The organism is Neptunicoccus cionae, from assembly GCF_014643735.1.
Taxonomy (GTDB): Bacteria; Pseudomonadota; Alphaproteobacteria; order Rhodobacterales; family Rhodobacteraceae; genus Amylibacter; species Amylibacter cionae.
Genome location: NZ_BMKA01000003.1, coordinates 193,533 through 218,226, shown reverse-complemented (window position 1 = coordinate 218,226; position 24,694 = coordinate 193,533). Strand labels below are relative to the sequence as shown.

Genomic DNA, 24,694 nt, shown 5'->3' with positions numbered 1-24,694 from the left:
ATTATGGACGGATTTTTTGCAACCAACCTTGGCACACTGGTGATTGTGATCGGCCAGTGTCTGTTGGTCACGGCTTTCGTGATGATCAGCCTGCTGTTTCTGGTTTACGGCGATCGTAAAGTCTGGGGCGCGGTGCAGATGCGGCGCGGGCCCAACGTAGTTGGTCCTTGGGGCCTGATGCAAACCGTAGCCGATGCTGCGAAATACATCTTCAAAGAGGTACTGATCCCCGACGGAGCCGATAAAACGGTCTTCCTGCTGGCGCCACTGGCCTCTTTCATCCTCGCCCTGATTGCTTGGGCGGTTATTCCGTTTTCCGAGGATATGGTTCTGGCCAACCTCAACGTAGCGGTTCTTTATATCTTCGCGATTGGCTCTCTTGAAGTCTACGGCGTGATCATGGGCGGTTGGGCATCGAACTCCAAATACCCCTTCCTTGGCTCTTTGCGCTCTGCCGCACAGATGATCTCTTACGAGGTTTCCATCGGTTTCATCATCGTGGGGATCATCATCTCTACCGGCTCTCTCAGCCTTGTTGACATCGTAAAAGCACAAGAGGGCAACTGGGGCCTGTTCAATTGGTACTGGCTGCCACACTTCCCGATGGTTTTCCTGTTCTTTATCAGCGCGCTGGCAGAAACAAACCGCCCGCCGTTCGACCTGCCCGAGGCAGAATCCGAACTGGTTGCAGGCTATCAGGTTGAATATTCCTCCACCCCGTTCCTGCTGTTCATGGCGGGTGAATACATCGCGATCTGGCTGATGTGTGCGCTGACCTCTATCTTCTTCTTCGGTGGCTGGCTCTCCCCGATCCCGGGTCTGCCGGACGGTGCGCTGTGGCTCGTTCTGAAGATGTCCTTCTTCTTCTTCCTCTTCGCGATGGTGAAGGCTGTGGTTCCGCGCTACCGCTATGACCAGTTGATGCGCATCGGTTGGAAAGTCTTCCTGCCAATGTCCCTGATCTGGGTTGTGGTTGTGTCTATTCTGGCATTCTCCGATGGCGATGATCGTAATCTCGGCGGCCTGTGGGCACGCTGGCAAGTGGAGGCGTCAAACTAATGGCTTTTGACTACGCACGCGCAACCAAATATTTCCTGCTTCAGGATTTCTTTGTCGGCATGAAACTGGGTCTGAAGTATTTCTTCGGCCCCAAGGCGACCCTGAACTACCCCCATGAAAAAGGGCCACTCAGCCCGCGGTTCCGTGGTGAACACGCCCTGCGCCGCTACCCGAACGGGGAAGAGCGTTGCATCGCCTGTAAGCTGTGCGAGGCGATCTGCCCTGCACAGGCTATCACCATTGATGCCGAACCGCGCGAGGACGGCTCCCGCCGGACCACCCGTTATGACATCGACATGACCAAGTGCATTTACTGCGGTTTCTGTCAGGAAGCCTGTCCGGTGGATGCGATTGTCGAAGGTCCGAACTTCGAATTCGCCACAGAAACCCGCGAGGAACTGTTCTACGACAAGGCCAAACTGCTGTCGAACGGGGACCGCTGGGAAGCCGAGATCGCACGTAATATCGAAATGGATGCACCGTACCGATGACCGACAAGCCAGGCATTGATAGCTATCCCAAAGGGACAGTCTTTCTGTCCATTTGCGGGGGGGCGGTATGAACGACTTAAACAAAATGTTTGAGGGGTTTCTCAAGCAAAGCCAGCAAATGGCGGACCAGATGGGTAAGGAGTTTGCGAAAACCCAGACCCAGTGGTTTGACGCCACAAAGGACATGATGCCCGAAGGTGTCGCCGCTATGATGCAGGAACTGGTGGGGGAAGGCATTGACGCCAAAACCCGCGCGCTTGCAACAATTGCCGGTCTGACGGCCAAGGGCGCTGAAGACACTGTGGTTTTGACTACTGCGATCAATCTGGCCCTGTCTGCCGGTGCGTCGAAACGTGAAATAACCGAAACAATCCTGCAAATGACCAGCGTTGGCGCTGTGACAGGCGCACAAAAAGCAATCATGGTGGCTATGTCCGCCTTTGCCATGGATGGAGCGAAAACATGAGCGTCAGTGCAATGGCATTCTATCTCTTTGCGATAACCGGCGTCGGGGGTTCCCTGATGGTGGTGCTTTCGCGCAATCCGGTGCACTCGGTGCTCTGGCTGATCCTGTCCTTCTTTAGTGCGGCGGGCTTGTTCGTGCTGATGGGCGCGGAATTTGTCGCCATGTTGCTGGCGATTGTCTATGTGGGCGCGGTTGCAGTTCTGTTCCTTTTCGTTGTGATGATGCTGGACGTAGACTTCGCAGAACTGCGCGGCGGCATTCAGCGCTTTATGCCGCTGGGGCTGCTGATCGGTCTGATCCTGTTGATCGAACTCGGTCTTGTATACGGCCACTGGAACATGGCCGACAACGCGGATGCACTGCTGCAATCACCAACTCCCGAACTGTCCGAAGCCCATAACACGCTGGCGCTCGGCCAGTTGATCTACACCGATTATATCTACCTGTTTCAAGCCTCTGGTTTGATCCTGCTGGTGGCGATGATCGGGGCTATCGTGCTGACACTGCGCCACCGCGTAGACGTCAAACGCCAGAACGTTGTGCAGCAAATGCACCGCGATCCGGCCAAAGCGATGGAACTTAAAGACGTCAAATCAGGGCAGGGGTTGTGATGACTGTTGCCTGTACCAGAACCGGAGCATTGTGATGATTACGCTTGAACACTACCTCACAGTTGCCGCGATGATGTTCGTAATCGGCATCTTCGGCATCTTCCTTAACCGGAAGAACGTGATCGTCATTCTGATGTCCATCGAGTTGATCCTTTTGTCGGTCAACATCAACCTCGTCGCCTTTTCCACCCATCTGGGGGATCTGGTCGGCCAGATATTTACGCTGTTCGTGCTTACTGTGGCCGCAGCAGAGGCCGCCATCGGCCTTGCAATTCTAGTCTGTTTCTTCCGGAACCGTGGCACGATCGCGGTGGAAGATGTGAATGTGATGAAGGGGTAGAACGTACCAATGGAAACCATTCTCCTCTTTGCCCCTCTGGTGGGCGCGCTGATCTGCGGCTTTGGCTGGCGGGTATTGGGCGAAACGGCGGCGACGTATGTCTCTACCGGTTTGCTGATGCTGGCGGCTGTCCTGTCCTGGATCATCTTCTTTAGTTATGATGCCCATGACGGCGTTCAAGTGACACCGATCTTCCGCTTCATCGAAAGCGGTTCGATGTCCACCGACTGGTCCATCCGGATCGACCGTTTGACAGCGATCATGTTGGTTGTGATCAACACGGTGTCCGCACTGGTTCACATGTACTCGCTTGGCTATATGGCCCATGACGAGAACTTCAAAGAAGGCGAGAGCTATCGCCCCCGTTTCTTTGCTTACCTGTCCTTCTTTACATTCGCGATGTTGATGCTGGTGACAGCGGACAACCTGTTGCAGATGTTCTTTGGCTGGGAAGGTGTGGGCGTTGCCTCTTACCTGTTGATCGGGTTCTACTTCCGCAAGCCAAGCGCGAATGCGGCGAACATCAAAGCTTTTGTTGTGAACCGTGTCGGGGACTTTGGCTTTCTGCTGGGGATTTTCGGCCTGTATTACCTGTCCGACAGCATCAACTTTTCTGAAATCCTTGATCCCGAAAACGCGCATAATATCGCTGAGCAGTCGATCCGCTTCCTCAGCTGGGACGTGAACGCGCTGGAGGTTATTACCTTCCTGCTGTTCGTCGGTGCGATGGGTAAATCGGCGCAACTGCTGCTACACACATGGTTGCCAGACGCGATGGAAGGCCCGACACCTGTGTCCGCGCTGATCCACGCCGCGACTATGGTTACTGCGGGTGTGTTCATGGTCTGCCGCATGTCTCCTCTGATGGAATACGCGACGTTTACACCGAACTTCATCGTGTTCATCGGCGCCACGACAGCCTTCTTTGCGGCGACTGTTGGCCTGGTTCAGAACGACATCAAACGGGTTATCGCCTATTCCACCTGTTCGCAGCTTGGTTATATGTTTGTGGCCGCAGGGGTTGGCGCCTATCCGGTTGCCATGTTCCACCTGTTCACACACGCGTTCTTTAAGGCGATGTTGTTCCTTGGGGCCGGTTCCGTGATCCACGCGATGCACCACGAACAGGACATGCGGAACTATGGCAACCTGCGTAAGAAAATCCCTTACACCTTCTGGGCGATGATGATCGGTACGCTGGCCATCACCGGCGTTGGTATTCCGCTGACACACATCGGTTTTGCCGGCTTCCTGTCAAAAGATGCCATCATCGAGAGCGCCTTTGCAGGTGGTACCGGCGTTGCAACATACGCCTTCATCATGCTGGTGATCGCGGCCTGTTTCACATCGTTCTATTCCTGGCGTCTGATCTTCCTGACCTTCTTTGGGGAAGAGCGGGGCGATCATCACACCCACGAACACGCCCACGAAAGCCCAATGGTCATGGTTATCCCTCTGGCGGTACTGGCCCTTGGCGCGATCTTTGCGGGTATGTTCTGGTATGACGATTTCTTCGGTCACCACGTTGAAGAATGGTTTGAATACGCGGTTTACATGAACCACGACACGAATTCGGTCATCCATGATGCCCATGACGTGCCGAAGTGGGTCAAAGTCAGCCCGTTCGTTGCCATGCTGCTCGGCTTTATCGTGTCTTGGATGTTCTACATCAAGAACACTTCACTGCCCAAGAAACTGGCGGCGCAACAGCATATCCTGTACCGCTTCCTGCTGAACAAATGGTATTTCGACGAGATTTACGACGTGATCTTCGTGCGTCCGGCAAAATGGCTTGGCACCTTCTTGTGGAAGAAAGGCGACGGGGCTGTGATTGACGGCGGATTGAATGGTCTGGCCATGGGCATCGTGCCTTGGTTCACCAAACTGGCGGGTCGGGCACAATCCGGCTACCTGTTCCACTATGCCTTCGCGATGTTTGTCGGACTGGCTGCACTTATTACATGGTTTGCGATCGGCGGAGGCGCACACTGATGGACAATCTTCTATCTATTGTTACCTTCCTGCCCATGCTGGCAGCCCTCATCCTCGCGGTTTTCCTGCGGGGAACGGATGAAGCTGCACAGCGCAATGCCAAGATACTGGCATTGGTGGCAACAATCGCGACCTTTGTGATCTCTATCGCGATCTACACAGAATTCGATCCCTCCAACACCGGCTTCCAGCTGGTTGAGGAATACGAATGGTTTGGCGGTCTGACCTACAAACTGGGCGTTGACGGGATTTCGGTTCTGTTTGTCCTGCTGACCACCTTCCTGATGCCGGTCGTAATCGGTGCCTGTTGGAGCGTGAACGAGCGGGTCAAGGAATACATGATCCTGTTCCTGATCCTTGAAACACTGATGATCGCCGTATTCTGTGCGCTCGATCTGGTGCTGTTCTATGTGGTGTTCGAAGCCGGTCTGATCCCGATGTTCCTGATTATCGGCATCTGGGGCGGTCAGAACAAAGTCTACGCGGCGTTCAAGTTCTTCCTTTATACGCTGTTCGGCTCGGTACTGATGCTGGTTGCCATGCTCGCCATGTGGTGGGACGCGGGCACGACGGATATTCCGACGCTGCTGAACCATGAGTTCTCTTCCGAGGCATTCTCCCTGATGGGCTTCCAGATTGTCGGCGGGATGCAAACCCTGATGTTCCTCGCCTTCTTTGCCAGCTTTGCAGTGAAGATGCCGATGTGGCCGGTTCACACATGGTTGCCTGACGCACACGTTCAGGCCCCGACTGCGGGTTCTGTGGTGCTGGCGGCGATCCTGCTGAAAATGGGAGGCTATGGCTTCCTGCGGTTCAGCCTGCCGATGTTCCCAGTGGCAAGTGATCTGCTGGCGACCTTCGTGATGTCCCTGTCGGTGATTGCGATTATCTACACGTCCTTGGTGGCGATGATGCAGCAAGATATGAAAAAGCTGATCGCTTATTCCTCGGTTGCGCACATGGGTTTTGTGACAATGGGTATCTTTGCGATGAACCAGCAGGGTCTTGACGGTGCGATCTTCCAGATGATCAGCCACGGCTTTATCTCTGGTGCGTTGTTCCTGTCAGTCGGCGTGATCTACGACCGGATGCACACCCGCGAGATCGACGCTTACGGCGGTCTTGTGGTGCGGATGCCGGCCTATGCGATGGTCTTTATGTTCTTCACAATGGCCAACGTCGGCCTTCCGGGCACATCCGGCTTTGTCGGGGAATTCCTGACCCTGTCAGCTGCCTTTCAGGTGAACACATGGATTGCCTTCCTTGCCACCACCGGCGTGATTTTCTCGGCCTGTTATGCCCTGTGGCTGTACCGCCGCGTGGTATTTGGGGACCTTATCAAGGAAAGCCTGAAAACAATAACCGACATGAACACCCGCGAGCGTCTAATGATGGTGCCGCTGGTGGTGATGACCCTGTTGCTTGGGGTTTACCCCGCGCTTGTGCTCGATCTGATCGGGCCATCGGTCGCCAATCTTGTCGATAACGTCCAATCTGCACTGCCTGAAACCGTTACCGCGGTTGCCAGTGCGCCCAGCCATTAACGAAAGCGCAATTAGATGATTTCCAGCGATCTGAATATTGTTCTGCCAGAACTGATCCTTGCAGCCTTCGCCATGTTGGCGCTGATGTTCGGGGTTTACACGAAAAAGGACGAGACCGCGCCTGTGATCACCTGGGCCACGGCAGGGGTGATGATTGTGCTCGGCCTGTGGATTGCCTTCTCTCCGATGGCAAACCGCGATGCCTTCAACGGTGCTTTCATTGACGACACGTTTGCCCGTTTCGCCAAGGTGCTGATGCTTTGGGCCAGCGCGATCATGTTGCTGCTGAGCCAAGACTACCTGCGCCGTAACGATATGTTCAAGTTTGAATACCCGATCCTGATCGCGCTTGCGACTTTGGGTATGATGATGATGGTGTCTGCCGGTGATCTGATGTCCCTTTACATGGGGCTGGAGCTGCAATCTCTTGCGCTTTACGTGATCGCGGCTTTCCGCCGTGACAGCCTGAAATCCACCGAGGCCGGTTTGAAGTATTTTGTTCTCGGGGCGCTGTCCTCTGGTATGTTGCTGTACGGGGCATCCTTTGTTTACGGCTACACAGGCACCACGAACTTTGCCGGTATCGCCTCCACCATTACGGCGGGTGAGCATCTGGAGCTGGGTCTTGTCTTTGGTCTTGTGTTCCTTTGCGTTGGTCTGGCGTTTAAAATTTCCGCTGCACCATTCCACATGTGGACACCGGACGTTTATGAAGGTTCGCCAACACCGGTCACCGCCTTCTTCGCCACAGCACCAAAAGTTGCTGCTGGTGGTCTGTTTGCCCGTGTTATGTTTGACGCTTTCAACGGCGCGCAGGCGGACTGGACACAGATCGTCGCCTTCCTGTCGCTGGTGTCTATGTTCCTTGGGGCGGTTGCCGCGATCGGGCAGACCAACATCAAACGTCTGATGGCTTATTCCTCGATCTCTCACATGGGCTTTGCGCTGATGGGGTTGGCCGCTGGAACCGAAGAAGGTATTAAGGCGCTGCTTATCTACCTTGCGATCTATGTGGTGATGAACATCGGGACGTTTGCCTTTATCCTGAACATGGAAAAAGATGGCCGCCCTGTCACAGACATTCGCAGCCTCGGCCAGTTCTCCAAACAGGCGCCGGGCCGTGCCGCCGCGCTGACTGTGCTGCTGTTCTCGCTGGCTGGTATTCCGCCAATGGTGGGCTTCATCGGTAAGCTGTATGTGTTCCGCGCTGCGGTCGGGGCCGATATGGTCTGGCTGGCAGTTGGCGGTGCGATTGCATCCGTGATCGGCGTGTTCTACTATCTGCGGATCATCTACTACATGTACTTCGGCGACGAGGTTGACGGTCTGGACGGCAAAATGCCCGGCCTGCATTACGTTGCGCTGATGGGGGCTGCTGCCCTGATGCTGATCGGGATCATCAATCCTTTCGGTCTGGAAAACTATGCCGCTCTGGCTGCGCAGTCCTTGCTGAACTGATGCAAGGCTGGCCGGAGGGCACAGGCAAATTCGTCTTTGACACCATCGACAGCACGATGGCCGAAGCACGCCGGCAAGCCCCCGCAATCGCGGGGGCGGCTTGGTTTTTGTCCCATGAACAAACTGCCGGATCGGGCAGGCGCGGCCGCCCTTGGTCCAGTCAAAAAGGCAACTTTGCAGCCTCTCTGTTGATCCGTCCCGATGACACACCGGATAAACTGGCCCTGCGCAGTTTCGTTGCCGCCCTTGCGCTTTATGATGCGCTGGTTGAATGCACGGGACGCACAGAGCCGTTTCAACTGAAATGGCCAAATGATGTTTTGTTAAACGGTGGAAAACTCGCCGGTATTTTGCTGGAAACCATCGCAGAGGGGCCGAACCGCTGGGCCTTGGTGATCGGCATTGGCGTTAATCTGGCCAGCCGCCCCGAGGTCGAAAAGCTCGAATCCCGTTCGCTGGCACCCAAATCCCTGAAGCAGGATATGGGTGTCGCCATCGCGCCCGCAACATTTCTTGACGCTTTGGCCATTGCCTATGCGGATTGGGAAACTAGGTTGCAAACCTACGGTTTTGCCCCGATCCGCGAAGCCTGGCTGGCGCGGGCGGCCAATATCGGCAAACCGGTCACTGCCCGATTTTCGGATCAGGTGATTGAGGGTGTTTTCAAGACGGTGGACGAAACAGGCGCGCTCATACTACAAGCACCCGACAGGCAGCACGTGATCACAGCTGCCGATATCTCATTGTAAGGATCTCTCATGCTGTTAGCCATCGACGTAGGCAATACAAACACCGTCTTTGCAATCCATGACGGGACCACGTTTCTATCGGAATGGCGCTGCGCAACAGAGCAAGCCCGCACCGCAGACCAATACTATGTCTGGCTTCGCAATCTGATGCTGCTAAACGGGATCGAACCGGAAATTGACCGTGTGGTAATTTCTTCGGTGGTGCCCCAAGTGGTATTCAACCTGCGGGTTCTGAGCGACAAATATTTCGAATGCCGCCCCATAGTGGTCGGCAAACCAGAGGTCGATCTGGGGGTTCCGGTCCGTGTGGACGCAGGGACACTGGTCGGGGCGGATCGTTTGGTCAACACTGTTGGTGCCTTTGACCGCTACGGCGGCGATCTGATCGTTGTAGATTTCGGCACCGCGACCACATTCGATGTGGTGGATCAGGATGGTGCTTACATCGGCGGGGTGATTTCCCCCGGTGTGAACCTGTCCATCAAGGCGCTGCACGAAGCCGCTGCCGCGCTGCCCCATATTGATGTGACCATGCCGGACAATGTAATCGGCACCAACACGCTCGTCTGTATGCAGGCGGGTGTCTTCTGGGGCTATATCGGCCTGATTGAAGGCGTATGTAAGAAAATCCGCGAAGAGCATCCGCGTCCGATGAAAATCGTCGGGACGGGGGGGCTGGCGGGCCTGTTTGAACGGGGCACCGACCTTTTTGACAGTATTGACGGTGACCTAACCATGCACGGGCTTGTCCTGATTGCAGATAAAAACCGAGGCGAATAAATGAGTAAATCCGAACGTTTGATCTTCCTGCCGCTGGGTGGCGCAGGAGAGATCGGTATGAATATGTATCTTTACGGCTATGGCCCCAAAGGCAAGGAACGGTATATCCTTGTGGATGTGGGCGTAACCTTCCCGACGATGGACGGCACACCGGGTGTGGACCTGATCATGGCGGACACCGCCTATATTGAGGCCCGCGCTGACCGGCTGGAAGCGATCTTTATCACCCACGCCCACGAAGATCACATCGGGGCTTTGGGCCTGCTGTACGGTCGTTTGGGCGTGCCGGTTTATACCCGTAAATTCACCGGCGCCGTGGCGCGGGCGAAAATGGAAGAGCATGGTCAAGATATTGACCGGATCGAAGTTATCGGCAGCTATCCTGAAATGGTCGAACTTGGCCCCTTCAAAGTGGGTTTCATGCCCGTGTCCCACTCCATTCCCGAAGCTTCAGGTCTGGTGATCGACACGCCGAAAGGGCGGATCGTGCATACCGGCGACTTCAAGCTCGACCCTGATCCGATCGTGGGTGAGGCGTATAATCCCGCTTTGTACCGCGAGATTGCCAAAGACGGCGTGCAGGCGCTGGTCTGTGACAGCACGAATGTCTTCTCCCCACTGGCGGGCCGCTCCGAAGCGGGGCTTGGCGGCAATATCACCCAGATGATGAAAGAGGCGACGGGTATGGTCGTTGCCACGACTTTTGCGTCTAACGTGGCGCGGTTGAAGACACTGGCGCAGGCTGGCGTGGACTCCGGCCGCTCTGTTGTGGTGCTGGGACGGGCGATGAAAAAGATGCTCGGCTATGCGAATTTTGCCGGATTGATCGACAATTTCCCACCAACGCTTGATATCGAAGACGCCCGTGATGTGCCGCGCGAAAACCTGATGTTGCTGGTAACAGGCAGTCAGGGCGAACGCCGCGCCGCTTCTGCCCAGCTCGCCAACGGCAAGTATCTGGGTATGGAACTGCGCGAGGGGGACACCTTCCTGTTTTCTTCCAAAACCATCCCCGGAAACGAGATCGGTGTTGGAAGAATCATGAACAGTTTCAGTGAGATGGGCGTCAAAGTTATCGATGATAACGGAGGGATGTACCACGTATCGGGACACGCGAACCGTCCTGATCTGGAGGAAATCCACGGCATCTTTAAACCCAAAATGCTGGTGCCGATGCACGGCGAACACCGCCACCTGCGTGCCCATGCCGAACTGGCGGAATCCAAAGGTATTCAAGCGGTTATCGCTGGCAACGGCGCAATGGTCGATCTTGGCGGCGACGCCCCTAAGGTGGTTGAAAGCATTGAAACCGGACGGCTGTACCTTGACGGGAAGCAGTTGATCGGAGCTTACGACGGCGTTGTGCTGGAACGGATGCGGATGGCACTGCGCGGCACGGTTGTCGTCAGCCTGTTGTTGGAAGACAACCAGCAAATCGGCGAAAGCTGGGCCGAGGTTCTGGGGCTTCCGGAAACGGATTCAAACAGTCCGTCGTTGCAAGAAACGCTTGAGCGTGAAATCGACGGTGAACTTTCCGGCGCAAAACGGAATTTGCTGGCAAGCGACGAACAACTTGAAAAACTGGTCCTGCGCACGGTTTCGCGGGTCTGTAAGGATCTGACCGGTAAAAAGCCAGTTGCTAAGGTTCTGATCAACCGCCTGGTCGACTAAGGCCTGATGTTAAGGCACTAAAAAGGGCGTTCCGAGTATCTCGGAACGCCCTTTTTTATCTGTAAGTGTCAGCGCGTGTTCGTCGCTGCGTATCAGGTTTTGCTTTCGCTCGCATCTTCCGCAGCCGCAGCGTCGCCTTTGCCCGCTTCGTCTTTGTCTGCGTCGCCTTTGGCAGCCTCGTCAGCAACAGGTGCGTCCGCTTCCGCATCCAATGCAGGAGCATTCGCCTTATCCTCTACCGGAGCTTCTTGCGTCTGTGCTTCTGGCGTTTCAGCCGGTGCTTCCGTGGAAGTCTCTGTAGTTTCTACAGTTTCTCCCTTAGGCGCAGTCTTTTTGACAGCTTTCTTACGCGGCGCACGTTTCTTTTTCTCTGCAACCGGCTTTTCCTCGGCTGGCTGAGTTTCAGTCACCTGATTCTCGACCACATCAACCTCGGTCTCTGCAGGCTGGTCGGATTTTTTGGTCTTCGTCCGCTTGATCTCAAAAGAGCGCATCAGGAAGGCAGGGACGTGGTCGCCCATACCGACAACCGGGTTTTTAGGCTCGGAACGACCGCGTTTCTGCTGATCCGACTTCTGATTGCCATTACCGGAGTTTTTGTCATTCCGGTTGCGGGAATTCCGGCTATTGTCTGATTTCGCAGTGCCCTCGTCCTTGGCAACCGGCTTCGCTGGCTGGCTGTCGGACTGCTCCGGTTTGTCGTTGGTCTTTTTGTCAGACGCGTCAGATTTCTGCGGCTCGGATTTGCGAGAATTGCTGCGGGATTTTTTACCACCAGACAGGGCAGGCGGCTCCATCCGGTCGATTTTTTTCTCCACCAGCTCTTCGATCTTCTCGAGGTATTTTTCCTCAAAAGGGGCGCAGATGGTGATCGCTTTGCCGTCACGGCCAGCGCGACCTGTGCGTCCGATCCGGTGAACATAGTCTTCGGAATGGATCGGCACATCAAAATTGATCACATGGCTCACGGCGGGGACATCAAGACCGCGGGCGGCCACATCAGACGCCACAAGCAGTTTCAAATCGCCGCTGCGGAATGCTTCCAATGTCTTTGTACGTACGCTTTGATCAAGATCACCGTGAATGGCGCCAGCATCAAAACCGTGCTTTTTCAAAGACTTCATCACAATATCTACATTCGATTTGCGATTGCAGAAGATGATACCATTGTCGACCGCATCGCCTTCACCTTTCAGGATCTCGCGCAGGATCTCGCGTTTTTCCTTGGCTTCGTTACTGCGATGGGACGGTGTGAACATGCAGATCTTCTGCGTGATGTTCTCTCCCGTTGTCGCCTGACGGGCGACTTCGACACGCTCGGGGTTTTGCAGAAATTCCTGCGTGATCCGCGTGATTTCGGGCGCCATAGTGGCAGAGAAAAACAGTGTCTGGCGGGTGAACGGCGTCAGTTTGAAGATGCGTTCGATATCTGGGATGAACCCCATATCGAGCATCCGGTCTGCTTCATCTACAACCATGATCTGAACGCCGTTCAGCATCAGCTTACCACGTTCGAAATGGTCGAGCAGGCGGCCCGGCGTTGCGATCAGCACATCAACACCACGGTCGATTTTCTGGTCCTGTTCCTTAAAGCTGACACCCCCAATCAGAAGCGCCATCGTCAGTTTCAGGTGTTTTGCATAGACTTCAAAGTTCTCAGCAACCTGCGCTGCCAGTTCCCGCGTGGGGCAAAGCACCAAAGAACGGGGCATCCGTGCCCGCGCGCGCCCTTTGGCAAGCTTTGTAATCATCGGCAGGGTGAAACTGGCCGTTTTGCCGGTACCGGTCTGGGCAATACCCAGCACGTCACGGCCTTGCAAAGCAAGGGGAATAGCAGAAGCTTGGATTGGGGTCGGGGAAACATACCCGGCCTCATCAATGGCCTTTAGGACCTTTGGGTCCAGGTCCAGATCGGAAAATTTTATCATTCGAGCCTTATCGTTACGGCGTTGATTCATACCGCAAAGTTGGCTGCGGCTGGGGCCCCGTATTGGGCCCGTTCCTCTGCGCACTGACATAAATGTTTTTACAGAGGAGTCAACGCGGCGGGTTGGTTTCGAAACAATAAGCCCAAAATGCGCGGTCTGTTGCTGCATATTGGACAGTGTTTTCTGCAAAACCGTGACTTTCGGCACCAAACCGGTCAAGGCAGGGTATTTCCGTGAAAGCGGGTTCGTAGTATAGTGAAGACAATTCAATAAAATTTTTATTTATCCAGAGGAAGTACCATGCGACTGATGTCCGGCAGTTGGGGCAAGACTTATGCCTCTTTGATCAGCGATTTTCCCAAAACCTATGCCTCGATGAATATCGACAAGAAATTTACCGACAGTTTGAAAGATCACAAACGAGTGGTCGAAAACCTTAAAAAAGCCGACAAGTTGATCAACGGTTTCGCAATGGCGCGGGATGGCAACAGGGAACCGTTTCTGGAACCCTACACCGGTGCGGTAACAGTTTGTAAAACAAGCCATAAAGCTTTCGCAGGGAAGTTGAAGACGAATTACAACAAATACAGGCCCAAGGCGAAGGTGATGCAGAAGACCTTTGATACATCCTACACCGTATTGGTTAAGGATTTACAAACGCTGGTGGATCAAGCGGAGAGCCAGATCAAAGGAATGAAGCAGGAAATTAAAGGCGACGAGGCAAAAGCGGAAAAATCTGCCAAGGCCATCATCGATTTACAGGGGAAGGAGGAGAAACACTATAAAGCCTTCTTCAAATGGAAGGAACAGCTTGAAAAGAAAGCCGATATTAAGAAATGGAACGCCGAGTTTCCCAAGATGATTAAGCCCTTGGATAAGGCCTACGGCGCTGCCTCGCTTTGGGCGAAGAACAATAAAAAATTGAAGAATAAAGAGTTTCTTAAGGCTTATAAGGCATTAAAGCCCTTACTCGGCCAATATAAAGTGAAGGAGGATGCCGATAAAGAAGCGTTGCAAGAAAAAATGGATATTTACCACAATCCTGTGATTGATTGCTCCCGTGAATTGGGGAAGATGGAGATCAAGGACGACAAAAAGCCGAAGGTATCTGTGTGAAAGCGGACCGGTTTAGCCCGCCTTCAGTTAGGTTCACACCACCAGCATTTCTTTCGTGCTGGTCAGTTTCAGGTCCGGATAGTCCCGTTCCACGCGGTCGATATCCCATTGCAGGCGGGTCATGAACACCGGATCGCCGTCGTGATCATAGGCGATGTGGCCTTTGTTTACGTTGATAAACCTGTCGAGCTTGTCCTGCGGTCCGTTCAGCCAGCGGGCTGAGGTGAATTGCGATGGCTCAAAGCGTACCGGAATGCCGTATTCCAGCTCGATCCGGCTGGCGAGCACTTCAAATTGCAGGGCCCCCACAACGCCGACGATCCAACCCGCGCCGATGGCTGGTTTAAACAGTTTCGCAGCACCTTCTTCGGCAAACTGGTTCAGTGCCTTGTCCAGATGTTTCGCCTTCATCGGGTCGGTCGCCCTTACAGATTGCAGCAGTTCGGGCGCAAAGGACGGGATACCAGCAAAGTGCAGGGCTTCCCCTTCGGTCAGTGCATCGCCGATCCGCAACTGCCCATGGTTCGGAATGCCGATGATGTCGCCTGCCCAGGCTTCTTCCGCTAATTCTCGGTCCGATGCCAGAAACAACATGGGAGAGGCAATCGCCATCGGTTTTTTGGTCCGCACATGGGTCAGCTTCATCCCCCGTTTGAAATGGCCCGAACACAGCCGCACAAAGGCAATCCGGTCGCGGTGTTTGGGGTCCATGTTGGCCTGTACCTTGAAAACAAAGCCGGAAACCTTCTTTTCGTCCGGCGAGACCTGTCTTTCAGCGGCAGGACGTACTTGGGGCTTGGGGCCAAAGTTGCCGATGCCGTCCATCAATTCCTGCACCCCGAAGGAGTTGATCGCGGAGCCAAACCAGATTGGCGTCATTGTGCCGTCCAGAAACGCCTGATGGTCCAGAGCCGGAAGCAACTCCCGTGCCATTTCCACCTCTTCAAGCAGCTTTTCCAGCAGGTGTGGAGGGACATGTTCAGCCAGTTTCGGATCGTCCAGCCCGCTAATCTTAACCGACTCTGAAACCACGTTCCGGTCGGCCCGATCCATCAGTTCCAGCCGGTCGTTCAGCAGATCGTAACACCCCATGAACTCCCGCCCGACACCGATAGGCCAGCTTGCAGGGCTCACGTCAATCGCCAGATTCTCCTGAATTTCATCAATGATGTCAAAGGTTTCGCGGCTCTCTCGGTCCATCTTGTTACAGAAGGTCAGGATCGGCATATCCCGCATCCGGCACACTTCGAACAGTTTTTGTGTCTGGCTTTCAACACCTTTGGCCCCGTCGATCACCATGATCGCGGCATCCACCGCTGTCAGCGTGCGGTAGGTGTCTTCAGAAAAGTCGGAGTGGCCGGGTGTATCCACCAGATTAAACCAATAATCACGGAATTCAAAAGACATGGCAGAAGCGGACACCGAAATGCCACGGTCTTTTTCCATTTGCATAAAATCAGAACGGGTACGGCGGGCTTCACCTTTGGCGCGTACCTGACCTGCCATCTGGATCGCACCACCATAGAGCAAAAACTTCTCTGTCAGCGTGGTTTTCCCCGCATCGGGATGCGAGATGATTGCGAAAGTGCGGCGGCGGTCGATTTCCGGCGGCAGCACGGGCTGGTTTGAGGTGCGATCTAACATGGGTGTGCGTATAGTTAAGCTTTGCAAGCGTGGCAAGAAAACTGCGTTGGGGCAGGGGGAATTGTTGCGAATTGCCAGCATTCGGGGGAGAGAACGCTGCGGCGAGGCTGTGTTAACGGAATTTAATTAGAGTTGCGGTATTTGAATTCTGTAGGAGCCGCCCCGTGACCACAAAAACCCAAGACACCGCTAATGCAAATCTTGTTTATGAACTAAAGCGGTTGCAAAGCGATTTTCAGCGCCACTGGGTCAAGGGATCCCTGCCGCAAGGTTGGAATGACATCCCGCTATTGCACCCGATTGAGCCGCAAAAAACGGAAGTCACGCTTAACCTTGATGATGACCTGCTAAAGTGGTTCCGCAAATTTGGCACAGGCTTTGAGGCGCGGATCAATTCTATTCTGCGCATCTATTGGCACGCGCTGCAATCGGGGGCGGTGAAATCCCATTGGGACGCGGATGCGGTGGGGCCGAAGGATTATTCCCTGATTGAAGATATGTTGAAGCAGAAGTTGAAAGAATTGCGTGTCGATGACGGAACTGGCGCAGGGGATGTTGCGGTATTGGTTGACGAAATTGAATCCAGTCTTGCCCTGATCCGCAAAGCCCACGGTAGCACGTCTAGATAATGCCCTTCTCCTGAAGGAAGGTTTTGTGGCTGCGTGATACTGGCACAGAGACACCATCAGACATCACAAGAGCCACCTTCGGGCCGCTGCGTTCCACATCGATAATCTCGGCAAAACGGACCCAGTGGGATCGGTGAACCTTTGCGCCATCTTCGGCGTTTAGCTCGGCGATAGCATCCCCGAACCGCATGTACAGCATGTGGATTCCTGTGTCTGTATGGGCTTCAATATAGTGGTCGTTCATCGCAAGACGGATAAGATAACTACCGCTGTTTGGACCGAGCCTGCGCAGAAATGCACACTCGTCGGGCTTATCGTCCGGTTCCGGCTTTGCGTTCTCTTGTGGTTCAACCGCTGGGTCGTGCATGGGGGGCGCTTTGGCTGGCATTTGTGGCAGCGTTTGTTGTGACAGACTTACCGGACGGCGACTGGCACGGCTGACATAAATGCAGGCGTGTACAAACAGGTCGACGGCACCCACAAGAATGACGACCACCATTGGGTGCGGCATGGCCTGCCGAGTGTAGTAAATACTGGAGAACTCCCAGCTGACCAGTGAAAACGGCAGGGTGAAAATCGGCAGATTGATTAACGTGCGCTGCCAAAAGGACAAGTGCCGGAATGTCAGATTTGTCCATACAGAGGCTAGACAGCCATAGGTGGTGGACGTCAAAACAATCGCTCCCCAGAAATAGAGCCGGAACAGAAAAGTGTCCTGATAATAAGTGTCAAATGGTCCGACAAGGGTGCAGATAATTGTGGCGCCGATCATGATTGTCAGCGTGGCCGGATGGGAAACGCGGCGCTGAGCTGCGAAAAAAACCCGTTTAAGAAAGGGTAAAGAGAATGGATTTTTACGAAAAAGGGTCATGCGTTTGTAATTTCTATCTCAATTACGGGTCGGCCGTGCTTTGGGGATCAATCAGGAATCGCACATCGTAAAGTGCCCCGATTTAGTGCTAATATGTTGTAATATCGTAGAGAATACTCCCTAAGGCAAGTGGTTCTACTAGCGGTTGAAAAGTTTTGTCGAAAATCTCCAAGCCATTCCATTCACGAAACAACCCATGCATTTCACGTAAACGGCGTTGTTTTCCCACTTTGTACCGTCGAGAAGAGGGTACCCGAAGCGGTGTCGTGCTCGGGGGCGTTGGCCGGAGTTTCTAGTGTCGCGTAAAGAGTACTACGGCCAACGCCATGAGCGGCGTGGCACACAGCCCAACCCGATTTTATTGCACGCCCTCAAGCACCCGATGTCCGGGAGAAACCTCTCGGTAGCGAGAGGGAGACGGGGTGTAGCCCACCGGAAAGATCGGGCTTGGGATTGGTTTGAAATTCAGTTCCTTGTCGATCTGGCGATCATGGGGGTCCGGACGGGGAACGGCGGACAACAGGGTGCGCGTGTAATCATGCTGTGGGTTCTCAAAGATCGCCGCGCGCGGGCCGATTTCCACAATGCGCCCGAGATACATCACCGCCACCTGATGGGACACCCGTTCTACCACCGCCATATCGTGACTGATAAACAGATAGGACAGCTCCAGCTCTGCCTGTAGCTCCATCATCAGGTTTAACACCTGCGCCTGCACCGAAACATCCAGCGCCGAGACTGCTTCATCCGCGACAATCAGCTTCGGGTTCAGCGCCAACGCGCGGGCAATCGCCACCCTTTGGCGTTGCCCGCCGGAAAACTCGTGGGGGTAACGGTCAAGAAAGGTTTCGTTCAGACCACAGCGGTCGAACAACTGTCGCGCGCGTTCCCGCATTTCAGAGCGTTTCCCGATGCCGTAGTTTATCATCGGTTCAATCACCTGATCCACCACTTTGCGGGTCGGATTTAACGAGGCAAACGGGTCCTGAAAGATCATCTGCATGTTGCGTCGCGCTTCGTGCAGGTCCGAACCGCTCATCTCTAGTATGTTGACGCCATTTATAACAACTTCGCCGCTGAGCGGTTCTTCTAGGCGCAAAACGGATCGTCCGGCCGAGGATTTGCCGCAGCCGCTTTCTCCGACCAAAGACAGGGTTTCGCCCCGTTTCAAGGTAAATGACACGTCTTCAACCGCGTGGACATTGGCCACGGTGCGCCGCAGCAACCCGCCCTTAACGGGATAGCGGGTAGTCAGGTTTTTAACCTCCAAAAGCGTTTCGATTCCCGCAATGATCGGTTTTGGTGGCTCTGTTCGGGTTTCCCCCATGATCGCCATCGGTTCGGGATTGGCCTTGCCTGTCATCTCGCCCAGCTTTGGCACCGCAGCCAGCAACGCGCGGGTGTATTCCTCTTTGGGATTGTTAAAGATCTCGGTAACCGGACCTTCTTCCACCAGATTGCCACGGAACATGACCACCACGCGATCCGCCATCTGCGCCACCACCGCCATATCATGGGTGATAAACAGAACCGCCGTTCCGGTTTCTTCCTTTAACCGATTGATAAGAGACAGAATTTCGGCCTGAATTGTCACGTCAAGCGCGGTCGTAGGTTCATCCGCGATCAACAGGCGCGGTTCGCAAGCCAGCGCCATTGCGATCATCACCCGCTGGCGCATCCCGCCCGATAACTCGTGGGGATATTGCGTCAGCCGCCGTTCCGGTTCGGGGATTCGCACCCGCTGCAAAAGCTCCAGCGCGCGGGCCTCTGCCGCAGTGCGTGACATCTTTTTGTGAACCCGCAAGCCTTCGGTCAGCTGTCGCCCCACAGTGAACACAGGGTTCAAAGAGGTCATCGGTTCTTGAAAAATCATTCCGATCTGGTTGCCCCGAATAGTGCGCATCAAATCCGCATCAGCATCGGTTAAATCGTTCACCGTGCCGTCTGCCGCCGTGAAATTCAGCTTGCCTGACGCAATTTTGCCGCCGCCGTATTCGATCAGCCGCATCAGGGACAGGGACGACACCGATTTGCCAGAGCCACTTTCGCCGACCACACAGACGGTTTCGCCCGGATTTATGTGAAAGCTGACATCCTCAACCCCGACCACAACGCCGGAGTTGGTCTCAAACTCCACCCGCAGATTTTCAAAAGACACGAGTGGCTGACCGTCGGGCATTTAAGACTCCTGATTTATCTTAGTGGAAACTTTGCGGCGGGTCGGGCGTCCTGTCAATAAATTCAGTGCTTCTAACGGGCTGCGCGGCCGATTTGGGCCCAGCTAGACCAGTAGTCGTTCAGAAAAGCAGCGGCACCGTACGCCCCGTGGACCTGCTGGCGCGGATTTGACTGGACAGCGCGCGCACTCTGTCGATCCGGTCGGGATCAGCGGGATGCCGGTTGGTCCGCTCTGATGATTTGGGCAGGCGGTTAAGAAGGGTAATTGCCTGATCGGGGTCGTAACCAGCTTTCATCATCAGAATCGTGCCGTTGCGATCCGCTTCCAGTTCAAATTGCTTTGTGTAAGACGCCAGCGCCTGTTGTGCCCCGCTGCGGGCGGCCTGATTGATATCGCGCCCTTCAGCCTTGGCGGTTTTAGCGCTGTTCATCGCACCGCGCAGCACCTCTTTCTGACCGCGCGTGATATGACGGGCGATCTGATGGGCCATTTCATGGGCCATCACCATTGCGAACTCGTCGTCGGTTTTCAAAAACTTAACCATTGCGTGGTTGAATATGATTACAGGACGCCCAGAAGCATCGCGGGTGAACTTTGCGTCCGGCGGACTGCCCCGATCGAGCGCGACGACGAACTGAAAGGCACAGCGCACGGCTTTTTGTGTGGGGTGCGCCTTTTGGCAGGCCTCTTTTGCCACGGGCAGCAGGCGTTTGTGGACGCGGGCGAAACGGATTAGCCCCTCGCTGAGGAGTACGTTTCTTTGCGCAGTTACGCCTGACGGGATTTGCGTTGACGACTGGGGGGGCGTGGGCCGGTCGCTTTGTGTGCAGGCCGCAAGAAACACCAGTCCGCTCAGGCGGAGGCCTGTTAACAGGGTTTGAATCAAACGGGGCATTCGGTTTTCCACTTTAAGGTTTTCCGGGGGACTGGCGGTCTTATTTGGCAGAAAGCGGTTCACTGCAAGCTTCCCCTTTCGGCCCTGCAGTTCCAAGCGACGGACCGCCGATTGGTTCAGCTGTCCCAATTACCATCCAATCACGCGCGATTGTGTTCGCGTGCCAGTCTTCGTAGTTTGAGCCCAACACGAAAAGAGGAGATTCGGATATGGATTTGGGCATCAAGGGTAAGCGCGCGATTGTTTGTGCGGCGTCCAAAGGTTTGGGGTACGGCTGTGCCGAGGCATTGGCAGAAGCTGGTGTCGATCTGGTGATCAACGCCCGTTCCGAGGGGCCGCTGCAAGAGGCCGCTGAAAAACTGCGGGCGCACGGGGTTGAGGTGACAACCGTTGCTGCTGACATCAGCACCGAACACGGGCGCGCAGCCGTTTTGAAGGCCGCGGGTGAAGTCGATATTCTGGTGAATAACGCCGGTGGCCCCCCCCCCGGTATGTGGAGCGATTGGGAACGTGAGGATTTCATTAAAGCGCTGGATTCCAACATGTTGGCACCCATTGCGATGATGAAGGCGTGTCTGCCGGCGATGATGGACAAAGGCTGGGGCCGTGTGGTTAACATCACCTCTCAATCCGTGAAAGCACCGATCGCAGTTCTGGGGCTGTCCAACTCTGCGCGCGCTGGACTGACCGGTTATGTGGCGGGAACCTCCCGTCAGGTGGCACCGAAGGGGGTGACAATCAATAACCTGCAACCCGGTATTCATGCCACGGACCGTGCGGAATCGCTTGATAATGGTGTGGCGGCACAACAGGGCATCAGCGCGGATGAAGCCAAAGCGCAGCGTTGTGAAACCATTCCTGCCCGTCGTTACGGCACCGCCGCAGAGTTCGGCGCAACGTGTGCGTTTCTCTGCTCTCAACATGCGGGGTTCATCGTTGGCCAGAACATCCTGCTGGATGGCGGGGCGGTAAATTCAACGATGTAAGGCAGGTTTTGCTGCCGTGATCTGGCAGCAGGACGTGTTTAGCTTAGGGTCCGGTCGCGTGATGCGCGGCCGGATTTTAAGTATTTGGGGAACATTGAGGCAGGGGCAACCATGACACAAGCGCAATTCAGTCTGAAGGATGCTTTGTTTAACGAGGCAAAGGTCGAGTATCTTGGAGGCTTGCTTGCGCGGGCTGACAGTCGGTTTGATCGGGCGGGATTTCAGCGGGACGTGATGGCCCTGCTGCCCGAACTGGAGCTAAAGCAGCGGATTGATCACATTGCGCAGGTTCTGACGTCCTATTTGCCCGAAGAGTTTGACGGGGCCGCCGCCACTATTGAACGCGCGCTTCCGCCAGAGCTTGACCCGCACAAGAGCGATGATGACTTTGGCGATTTCATCTTTGCCCCTCTCGGCGCATTTGTGGCGACGCAAGGGATCAATCAGCCGGAACGTGCGTTGGAAACCTTGGCAGCGATCACCAAGCGTTTTTCAATGGAATATGCGATACGGGATTTTATAAACGCGCATGAAACCCTTGTGATGAAGGTCATGCAGGAGTGGGCGCAGGCCGATAATTACCATCTGCGCCGTCTGGTTAGCGAGGGAACCCGCCCGCGTTTGCCGTGGGGGCGTAAGATTGTGCTGGATCATCACACACCGCTGGCTCTTTTGGACCGGCTTTACTGTGATCCGACCCGTTATGTGACCCGATCGGTGGCGAACCATCTGAATGATATAGCAAAAATTGATCCGGATCTGGTGCTGTCCCGTCTTGAACGCTGGCAGGTCGAAGGTCGGCAAACTGGGAAAGAAATGGACTGGATCACGCGTCATGCGCTGCGCGGGTTGATCAAACAGGGGCACAGGGGGGCGATGGAGCATTTGGGCTATCAGGTAGACCCGCCGATAGTTGACCCGGAACTGCGGGTGCTGACGCCTGATGTCGGTATTGGTGAGGCGCTGGAGTTTGAGGCGACCCTGCGGGCCGTGGTGGATACGAACCTTATGGTCGATTATGTGCTGGAGTTTCTCAAGGCCGATGGCAGCCATCGCGTCAAAGTGTTCAAGCTGAAACAGGTGACGTTGAAGGCGGGGCAGGTTGTTAGCTTGCGCAAACGGCACAGGTTGCGCGGCGATGCGACCACTTACCGGCTTGTCGCGGGTGTCCAGCGGGTAAAATTGCAAGTAAACGGCGTCCTGCGTGGGGCGGAGGAGTTCGTGCTGACGCAGGCTTGACCCAAAGTGGCCTTGCTGTAAGCGCCTTGCGCTGTTATCTGACAAAATTCAGTGGTTAATCACAGCGGAGTGCCCTTTGGCCGTCCAAGATCCCCCTCGTCTGGAATTACAGAATATCACGCGCCGGTTCGGCGGTCAGAAGGCCGTCGCAGATGTGTCTCTGACACTTGATGCTGGGGAGGTGATTTGCTTACTTGGCCCGTCTGGATGCGGAAAATCCACCACGTTGCGCATTGCTGCAGGGGTGGACCGGCAAAGTGGTGGCACGGTATTGATTGACGGGGCGGTGGTGTCTGACGACCTGCATCATCAAGAACCCGAGCATCGCTCTATCGGGTTGATGTTTCAGGACTTTGCGCTGTTTCCCCATCTGGATGTTGCTGGCAATGTAGGCTTTGGTCTGCGCGGCTCTAAGGCCGAAAAAGAGCGCCGCATCAATGACTTGCTAGAGCGCGTTGATCTTTCGGGTTATAACCGGAAATATCCGCATGAACTGTCGGGCGGTGAACAGCAGCGAGTCGCACTGGCCCGTGCGCTTGCCCCTAAACCTCGTGTTCTGCTTATGGACGAGCCGTTTTCGGGGCTTGATGACCGGCTGCGCGATGATGTGCGCGATGCTACGTTGGAACTCCTCAAAGACGAAGGTTCGGCGGTTTTGCTGGTCACCCACGAACCGGTTGAGGCGATGCGCATGGCCGATAAGATTGCTTTGATGCGGGGCGGGCAAGTCGTGCAGATGGGCGCGCCATATAACATCTATAACGCCCCCGTGGATAAGGCGGCGGCTGCTTTCTTCTCTGACGTTAATGTTGTGCCGGGGGTGGTGAAAAACGCCCTGACGGAAACGCCTTTTGGGCAGTTTCTGGTGCCTGGAAGTCAGGACGGTGACGAAGTTGAAATTATTATCCGCCCTCAACATCTGCGGCTTGATTTTGATCGGGACGGGCGTGGCCCCAACCCGACCACCAAGGAAGGCACGCCTGCGCGCGGTATCGTCAGCCGTGCACGGTATCTGGGGCATTATTCGTTGGTGGAATTTACGATGGATTATGACGGATCGCAGTTGCAGGTAACGGTTCCCGGTGTGTTTCTTCCGGAAAAGGGCAGGCCATTGTGGCTGTCGATGCGGCGTGACCGGTGCTTCGTTTTCCCGAAAAACTAAGCCCGATGTGAATCGGCTGTGAGTCTGTCGTGAAAAATGCGCCATGCCGTGGGCGTTTTCGTGAAAGCGTTCAGGATAGTGATTTTTTTCACTGTTTGGCGGCATTGCACAGGTTTACGCAAGGGTATCCACATGCCTTTGGGGACCGTCATGTCAGAAGATTTCATCCTGCCCGAATTTTTCCGCAGCATGTCTGCTGTCTCTCTGATTTGTAACGGTATCGGGGTTGCGGGCTTCATGCTGTATATGACCAACTACACCCTTGTGACCTTCCAGAGGATCGACAGTCGGGGAGTGCTTTTCTTTTCGTTGAACACACTGGCCGCGACACTTGTGCTGATCAGCCTCAGCCAGAACTTCAATCTTGCGTCGGCTATGATCCAGATCGTGTGGATATTTCTTGGTAGTATCGCGATCCGCAAACGGCTTGCGCGGCGAGGGGGATCACAGGGCAGGCGACTGAAACGGACGAGCCCTGAAAGCAATTTTCCGGTGGCTGTGCCGGAAAGTGGCGCGATCTGATAGAAGATTTGGGGAAATTCTGCGTGATCGGGGGGGATTGGGGGTTTGAAACAGCTGGTGAATCCCCATAGATGTGTTTCGTACTGCACTGGCGCACAGATATTGCGCCGCACTCGGAGACATAAAATGCTACCTACACCAATGTTTATTCAAAACATCGGCCTTCCCGGCCTCCTTCTGATCGCCGTTGTCGTGCTGGTCCTGTTCGGGCGCGGCAAGATTTCCAACCTGATGGGCGAAGTGGGCAAAGGCATCACATCGTTCAAAAAGGGCGTGGCCGAAGGCAAAGACGAGCTGGAATCAGCCTCTTCCGAAGACGCCAAAGACGTGACACCGGAAAAAGACAAAACTTCAGTCTAAGA

23 protein-coding genes are annotated in these 24,694 nt (G+C 54.9%); 18 read left to right on the top strand and 5 right to left on the bottom strand.

The window, feature by feature from the left end:
* Positions 1 to 3 precede the first annotated feature (3 nt).
* From nuoH to IEX10_RS11855, 11 genes are all read left to right on the top strand, one after another.
* Positions 4 to 1,059, top strand: a complete 1,056-nt coding sequence (gene nuoH, locus IEX10_RS11905) for an NADH-quinone oxidoreductase subunit NuoH (RefSeq protein ID WP_188675407.1) — start codon at positions 4 to 6, stop codon at positions 1,057 to 1,059.
* Complete coding sequence (gene nuoI, locus IEX10_RS11900) at positions 1,059 to 1,550, top strand: NADH-quinone oxidoreductase subunit NuoI (RefSeq protein ID WP_069299725.1); 492 nt, start codon at positions 1,059 to 1,061, stop codon at positions 1,548 to 1,550. The genes nuoH and nuoI overlap by 1 nt, the downstream gene beginning before the upstream one ends.
* Positions 1,551 to 1,617: 67 nt before the next feature.
* Positions 1,618 to 2,016 (top strand): carboxymuconolactone decarboxylase family protein, encoded by a 399-nt coding sequence (locus IEX10_RS11895; RefSeq protein WP_188675405.1) that lies wholly within the window; start codon positions 1,618 to 1,620, stop codon positions 2,014 to 2,016.
* Positions 2,013 to 2,627 carry an NADH-quinone oxidoreductase subunit J gene (locus IEX10_RS11890; RefSeq protein ID WP_188675402.1) on the top strand — a complete coding sequence of 205 codons (615 nt, stop codon included), beginning with the start codon at positions 2,013 to 2,015 and terminating at the stop codon, positions 2,625 to 2,627. The genes IEX10_RS11895 and IEX10_RS11890 overlap by 4 nt, the downstream gene beginning before the upstream one ends.
* 34 nt (positions 2,628 to 2,661) lie before the next feature.
* Positions 2,662 to 2,967 carry an NADH-quinone oxidoreductase subunit NuoK gene (gene nuoK, locus IEX10_RS11885; RefSeq protein ID WP_069299728.1) on the top strand — a complete coding sequence of 102 codons (306 nt, stop codon included), beginning with the start codon at positions 2,662 to 2,664 and terminating at the stop codon, positions 2,965 to 2,967.
* Positions 2,968 to 2,976: 9 nt separating this feature from the next.
* On the top strand, positions 2,977 to 4,959 hold the full coding sequence (gene nuoL, locus IEX10_RS11880) for an NADH-quinone oxidoreductase subunit L (protein ID WP_188675399.1): 1,983 nt from the start codon (positions 2,977 to 2,979) through the stop codon (positions 4,957 to 4,959).
* Complete coding sequence (locus tag IEX10_RS11875; protein ID WP_188675396.1) at positions 4,959 to 6,503, top strand: NADH-quinone oxidoreductase subunit M; 1,545 nt, start codon at positions 4,959 to 4,961, stop codon at positions 6,501 to 6,503. The genes nuoL and IEX10_RS11875 overlap by 1 nt, the downstream gene beginning before the upstream one ends.
* Before the next feature lie 15 nt (positions 6,504 to 6,518).
* The gene (gene nuoN, locus IEX10_RS11870) at positions 6,519 to 7,961 is read left to right on the top strand and encodes an NADH-quinone oxidoreductase subunit NuoN (protein ID WP_188675393.1); all 1,443 of its coding nucleotides are present in this window, start codon (positions 6,519 to 6,521) and stop codon (positions 7,959 to 7,961) included.
* On the top strand, positions 7,961 to 8,710 hold the full coding sequence (locus IEX10_RS11865) for a biotin--[acetyl-CoA-carboxylase] ligase (protein WP_188675390.1): 750 nt from the start codon (positions 7,961 to 7,963) through the stop codon (positions 8,708 to 8,710). Before nuoN ends, IEX10_RS11865 begins: the two co-directional genes overlap by 1 nt.
* Positions 8,711 to 8,719: 9 nt before the next feature.
* The gene (locus tag IEX10_RS11860) at positions 8,720 to 9,490 is read left to right on the top strand and encodes a type III pantothenate kinase (protein WP_188675387.1); all 771 of its coding nucleotides are present in this window, start codon (positions 8,720 to 8,722) and stop codon (positions 9,488 to 9,490) included.
* Positions 9,491 to 11,161 (top strand): ribonuclease J, encoded by a 1,671-nt coding sequence (locus IEX10_RS11855; protein WP_188675384.1) that lies wholly within the window; start codon positions 9,491 to 9,493, stop codon positions 11,159 to 11,161.
* 92 nt (positions 11,162 to 11,253) lie between these two features.
* Here IEX10_RS11855 and IEX10_RS11850 read toward each other — a convergent pair whose 3' ends face one another.
* Positions 11,254 to 13,089 carry a DEAD/DEAH box helicase gene (locus IEX10_RS11850; RefSeq protein WP_188675381.1) on the bottom strand — a complete coding sequence of 612 codons (1,836 nt, stop codon included), beginning with the start codon at positions 13,087 to 13,089 and terminating at the stop codon, positions 11,254 to 11,256.
* 300 nt (positions 13,090 to 13,389) lie between these two features.
* Here IEX10_RS11850 and IEX10_RS11845 point away from each other — a divergent pair, with 300 nt between their 5' ends.
* On the top strand, positions 13,390 to 14,205 hold the full coding sequence (locus IEX10_RS11845; protein ID WP_188675378.1) for a hypothetical protein: 816 nt from the start codon (positions 13,390 to 13,392) through the stop codon (positions 14,203 to 14,205).
* A 33-nt stretch (positions 14,206 to 14,238) separates the two neighbouring features.
* Here the strand turns inward: IEX10_RS11845 and IEX10_RS11840 are convergent, their stop codons facing one another.
* Positions 14,239 to 15,849 carry a peptide chain release factor 3 gene (locus IEX10_RS11840; RefSeq protein WP_188675374.1) on the bottom strand — a complete coding sequence of 537 codons (1,611 nt, stop codon included), beginning with the start codon at positions 15,847 to 15,849 and terminating at the stop codon, positions 14,239 to 14,241.
* A 164-nt stretch (positions 15,850 to 16,013) separates the two neighbouring features.
* On the opposite strand from IEX10_RS11840, the gene IEX10_RS11835 reads away from it, so the two are divergent.
* A complete protein-coding gene (locus tag IEX10_RS11835; protein ID WP_188675371.1) occupies positions 16,014 to 16,478 on the top strand; it encodes a BrnA antitoxin family protein in 465 nt (154 codons plus the stop codon).
* On the opposite strand, the gene IEX10_RS11830 is transcribed toward IEX10_RS11835, so the two are convergent.
* From IEX10_RS11830 to IEX10_RS11820, 3 genes are all read right to left on the bottom strand, one after another.
* Positions 16,471 to 17,250 carry a LytTR family DNA-binding domain-containing protein gene (locus IEX10_RS11830; protein WP_188675368.1) on the bottom strand — a complete coding sequence of 260 codons (780 nt, stop codon included), beginning with the start codon at positions 17,248 to 17,250 and terminating at the stop codon, positions 16,471 to 16,473. The two genes, IEX10_RS11835 and IEX10_RS11830, sit on opposite strands and share 8 nt — an antisense overlap.
* 457 nt (positions 17,251 to 17,707) lie before the next feature.
* Positions 17,708 to 19,528, bottom strand: coding sequence for an ABC transporter ATP-binding protein (locus IEX10_RS11825; RefSeq protein ID WP_188675365.1), 1,821 nt, complete (start codon positions 19,526 to 19,528; stop codon positions 17,708 to 17,710).
* A gap of 118 nt (positions 19,529 to 19,646) precedes the next feature.
* Positions 19,647 to 20,423, bottom strand: coding sequence for a M48 family metallopeptidase (locus IEX10_RS11820; protein WP_188675362.1), 777 nt, complete (start codon positions 20,421 to 20,423; stop codon positions 19,647 to 19,649).
* A 209-nt stretch (positions 20,424 to 20,632) separates the two neighbouring features.
* On the opposite strand from IEX10_RS11820, the gene IEX10_RS11815 reads away from it, so the two are divergent.
* The 5 genes from IEX10_RS11815 to IEX10_RS11795 all read left to right on the top strand — a co-directional run bounded on the left by IEX10_RS11815 (position 20,633) and on the right by IEX10_RS11795 (position 24,692).
* Positions 20,633 to 21,409, top strand: a complete 777-nt coding sequence (locus IEX10_RS11815) for an SDR family oxidoreductase (RefSeq protein WP_188675359.1) — start codon at positions 20,633 to 20,635, stop codon at positions 21,407 to 21,409.
* A gap of 111 nt (positions 21,410 to 21,520) precedes the next feature.
* Positions 21,521 to 22,648, top strand: a complete 1,128-nt coding sequence (locus IEX10_RS11810; protein WP_188675355.1) for a YhaZ family DNA alkylation repair protein — start codon at positions 21,521 to 21,523, stop codon at positions 22,646 to 22,648.
* A gap of 76 nt (positions 22,649 to 22,724) precedes the next feature.
* Positions 22,725 to 23,810, top strand: a complete 1,086-nt coding sequence (locus tag IEX10_RS11805) for an ABC transporter ATP-binding protein (protein WP_188675352.1) — start codon at positions 22,725 to 22,727, stop codon at positions 23,808 to 23,810.
* Positions 23,811 to 23,942: 132 nt separating this feature from the next.
* A complete protein-coding gene (locus IEX10_RS11800) occupies positions 23,943 to 24,332 on the top strand; it encodes a CBU_0592 family membrane protein (protein ID WP_188675348.1) in 390 nt (129 codons plus the stop codon).
* A 126-nt stretch (positions 24,333 to 24,458) separates the two neighbouring features.
* Complete coding sequence (locus IEX10_RS11795; RefSeq protein WP_229678533.1) at positions 24,459 to 24,692, top strand: twin-arginine translocase TatA/TatE family subunit; 234 nt, start codon at positions 24,459 to 24,461, stop codon at positions 24,690 to 24,692.
* The last annotated feature ends 2 nt before the right edge of the window (positions 24,693 to 24,694 follow it).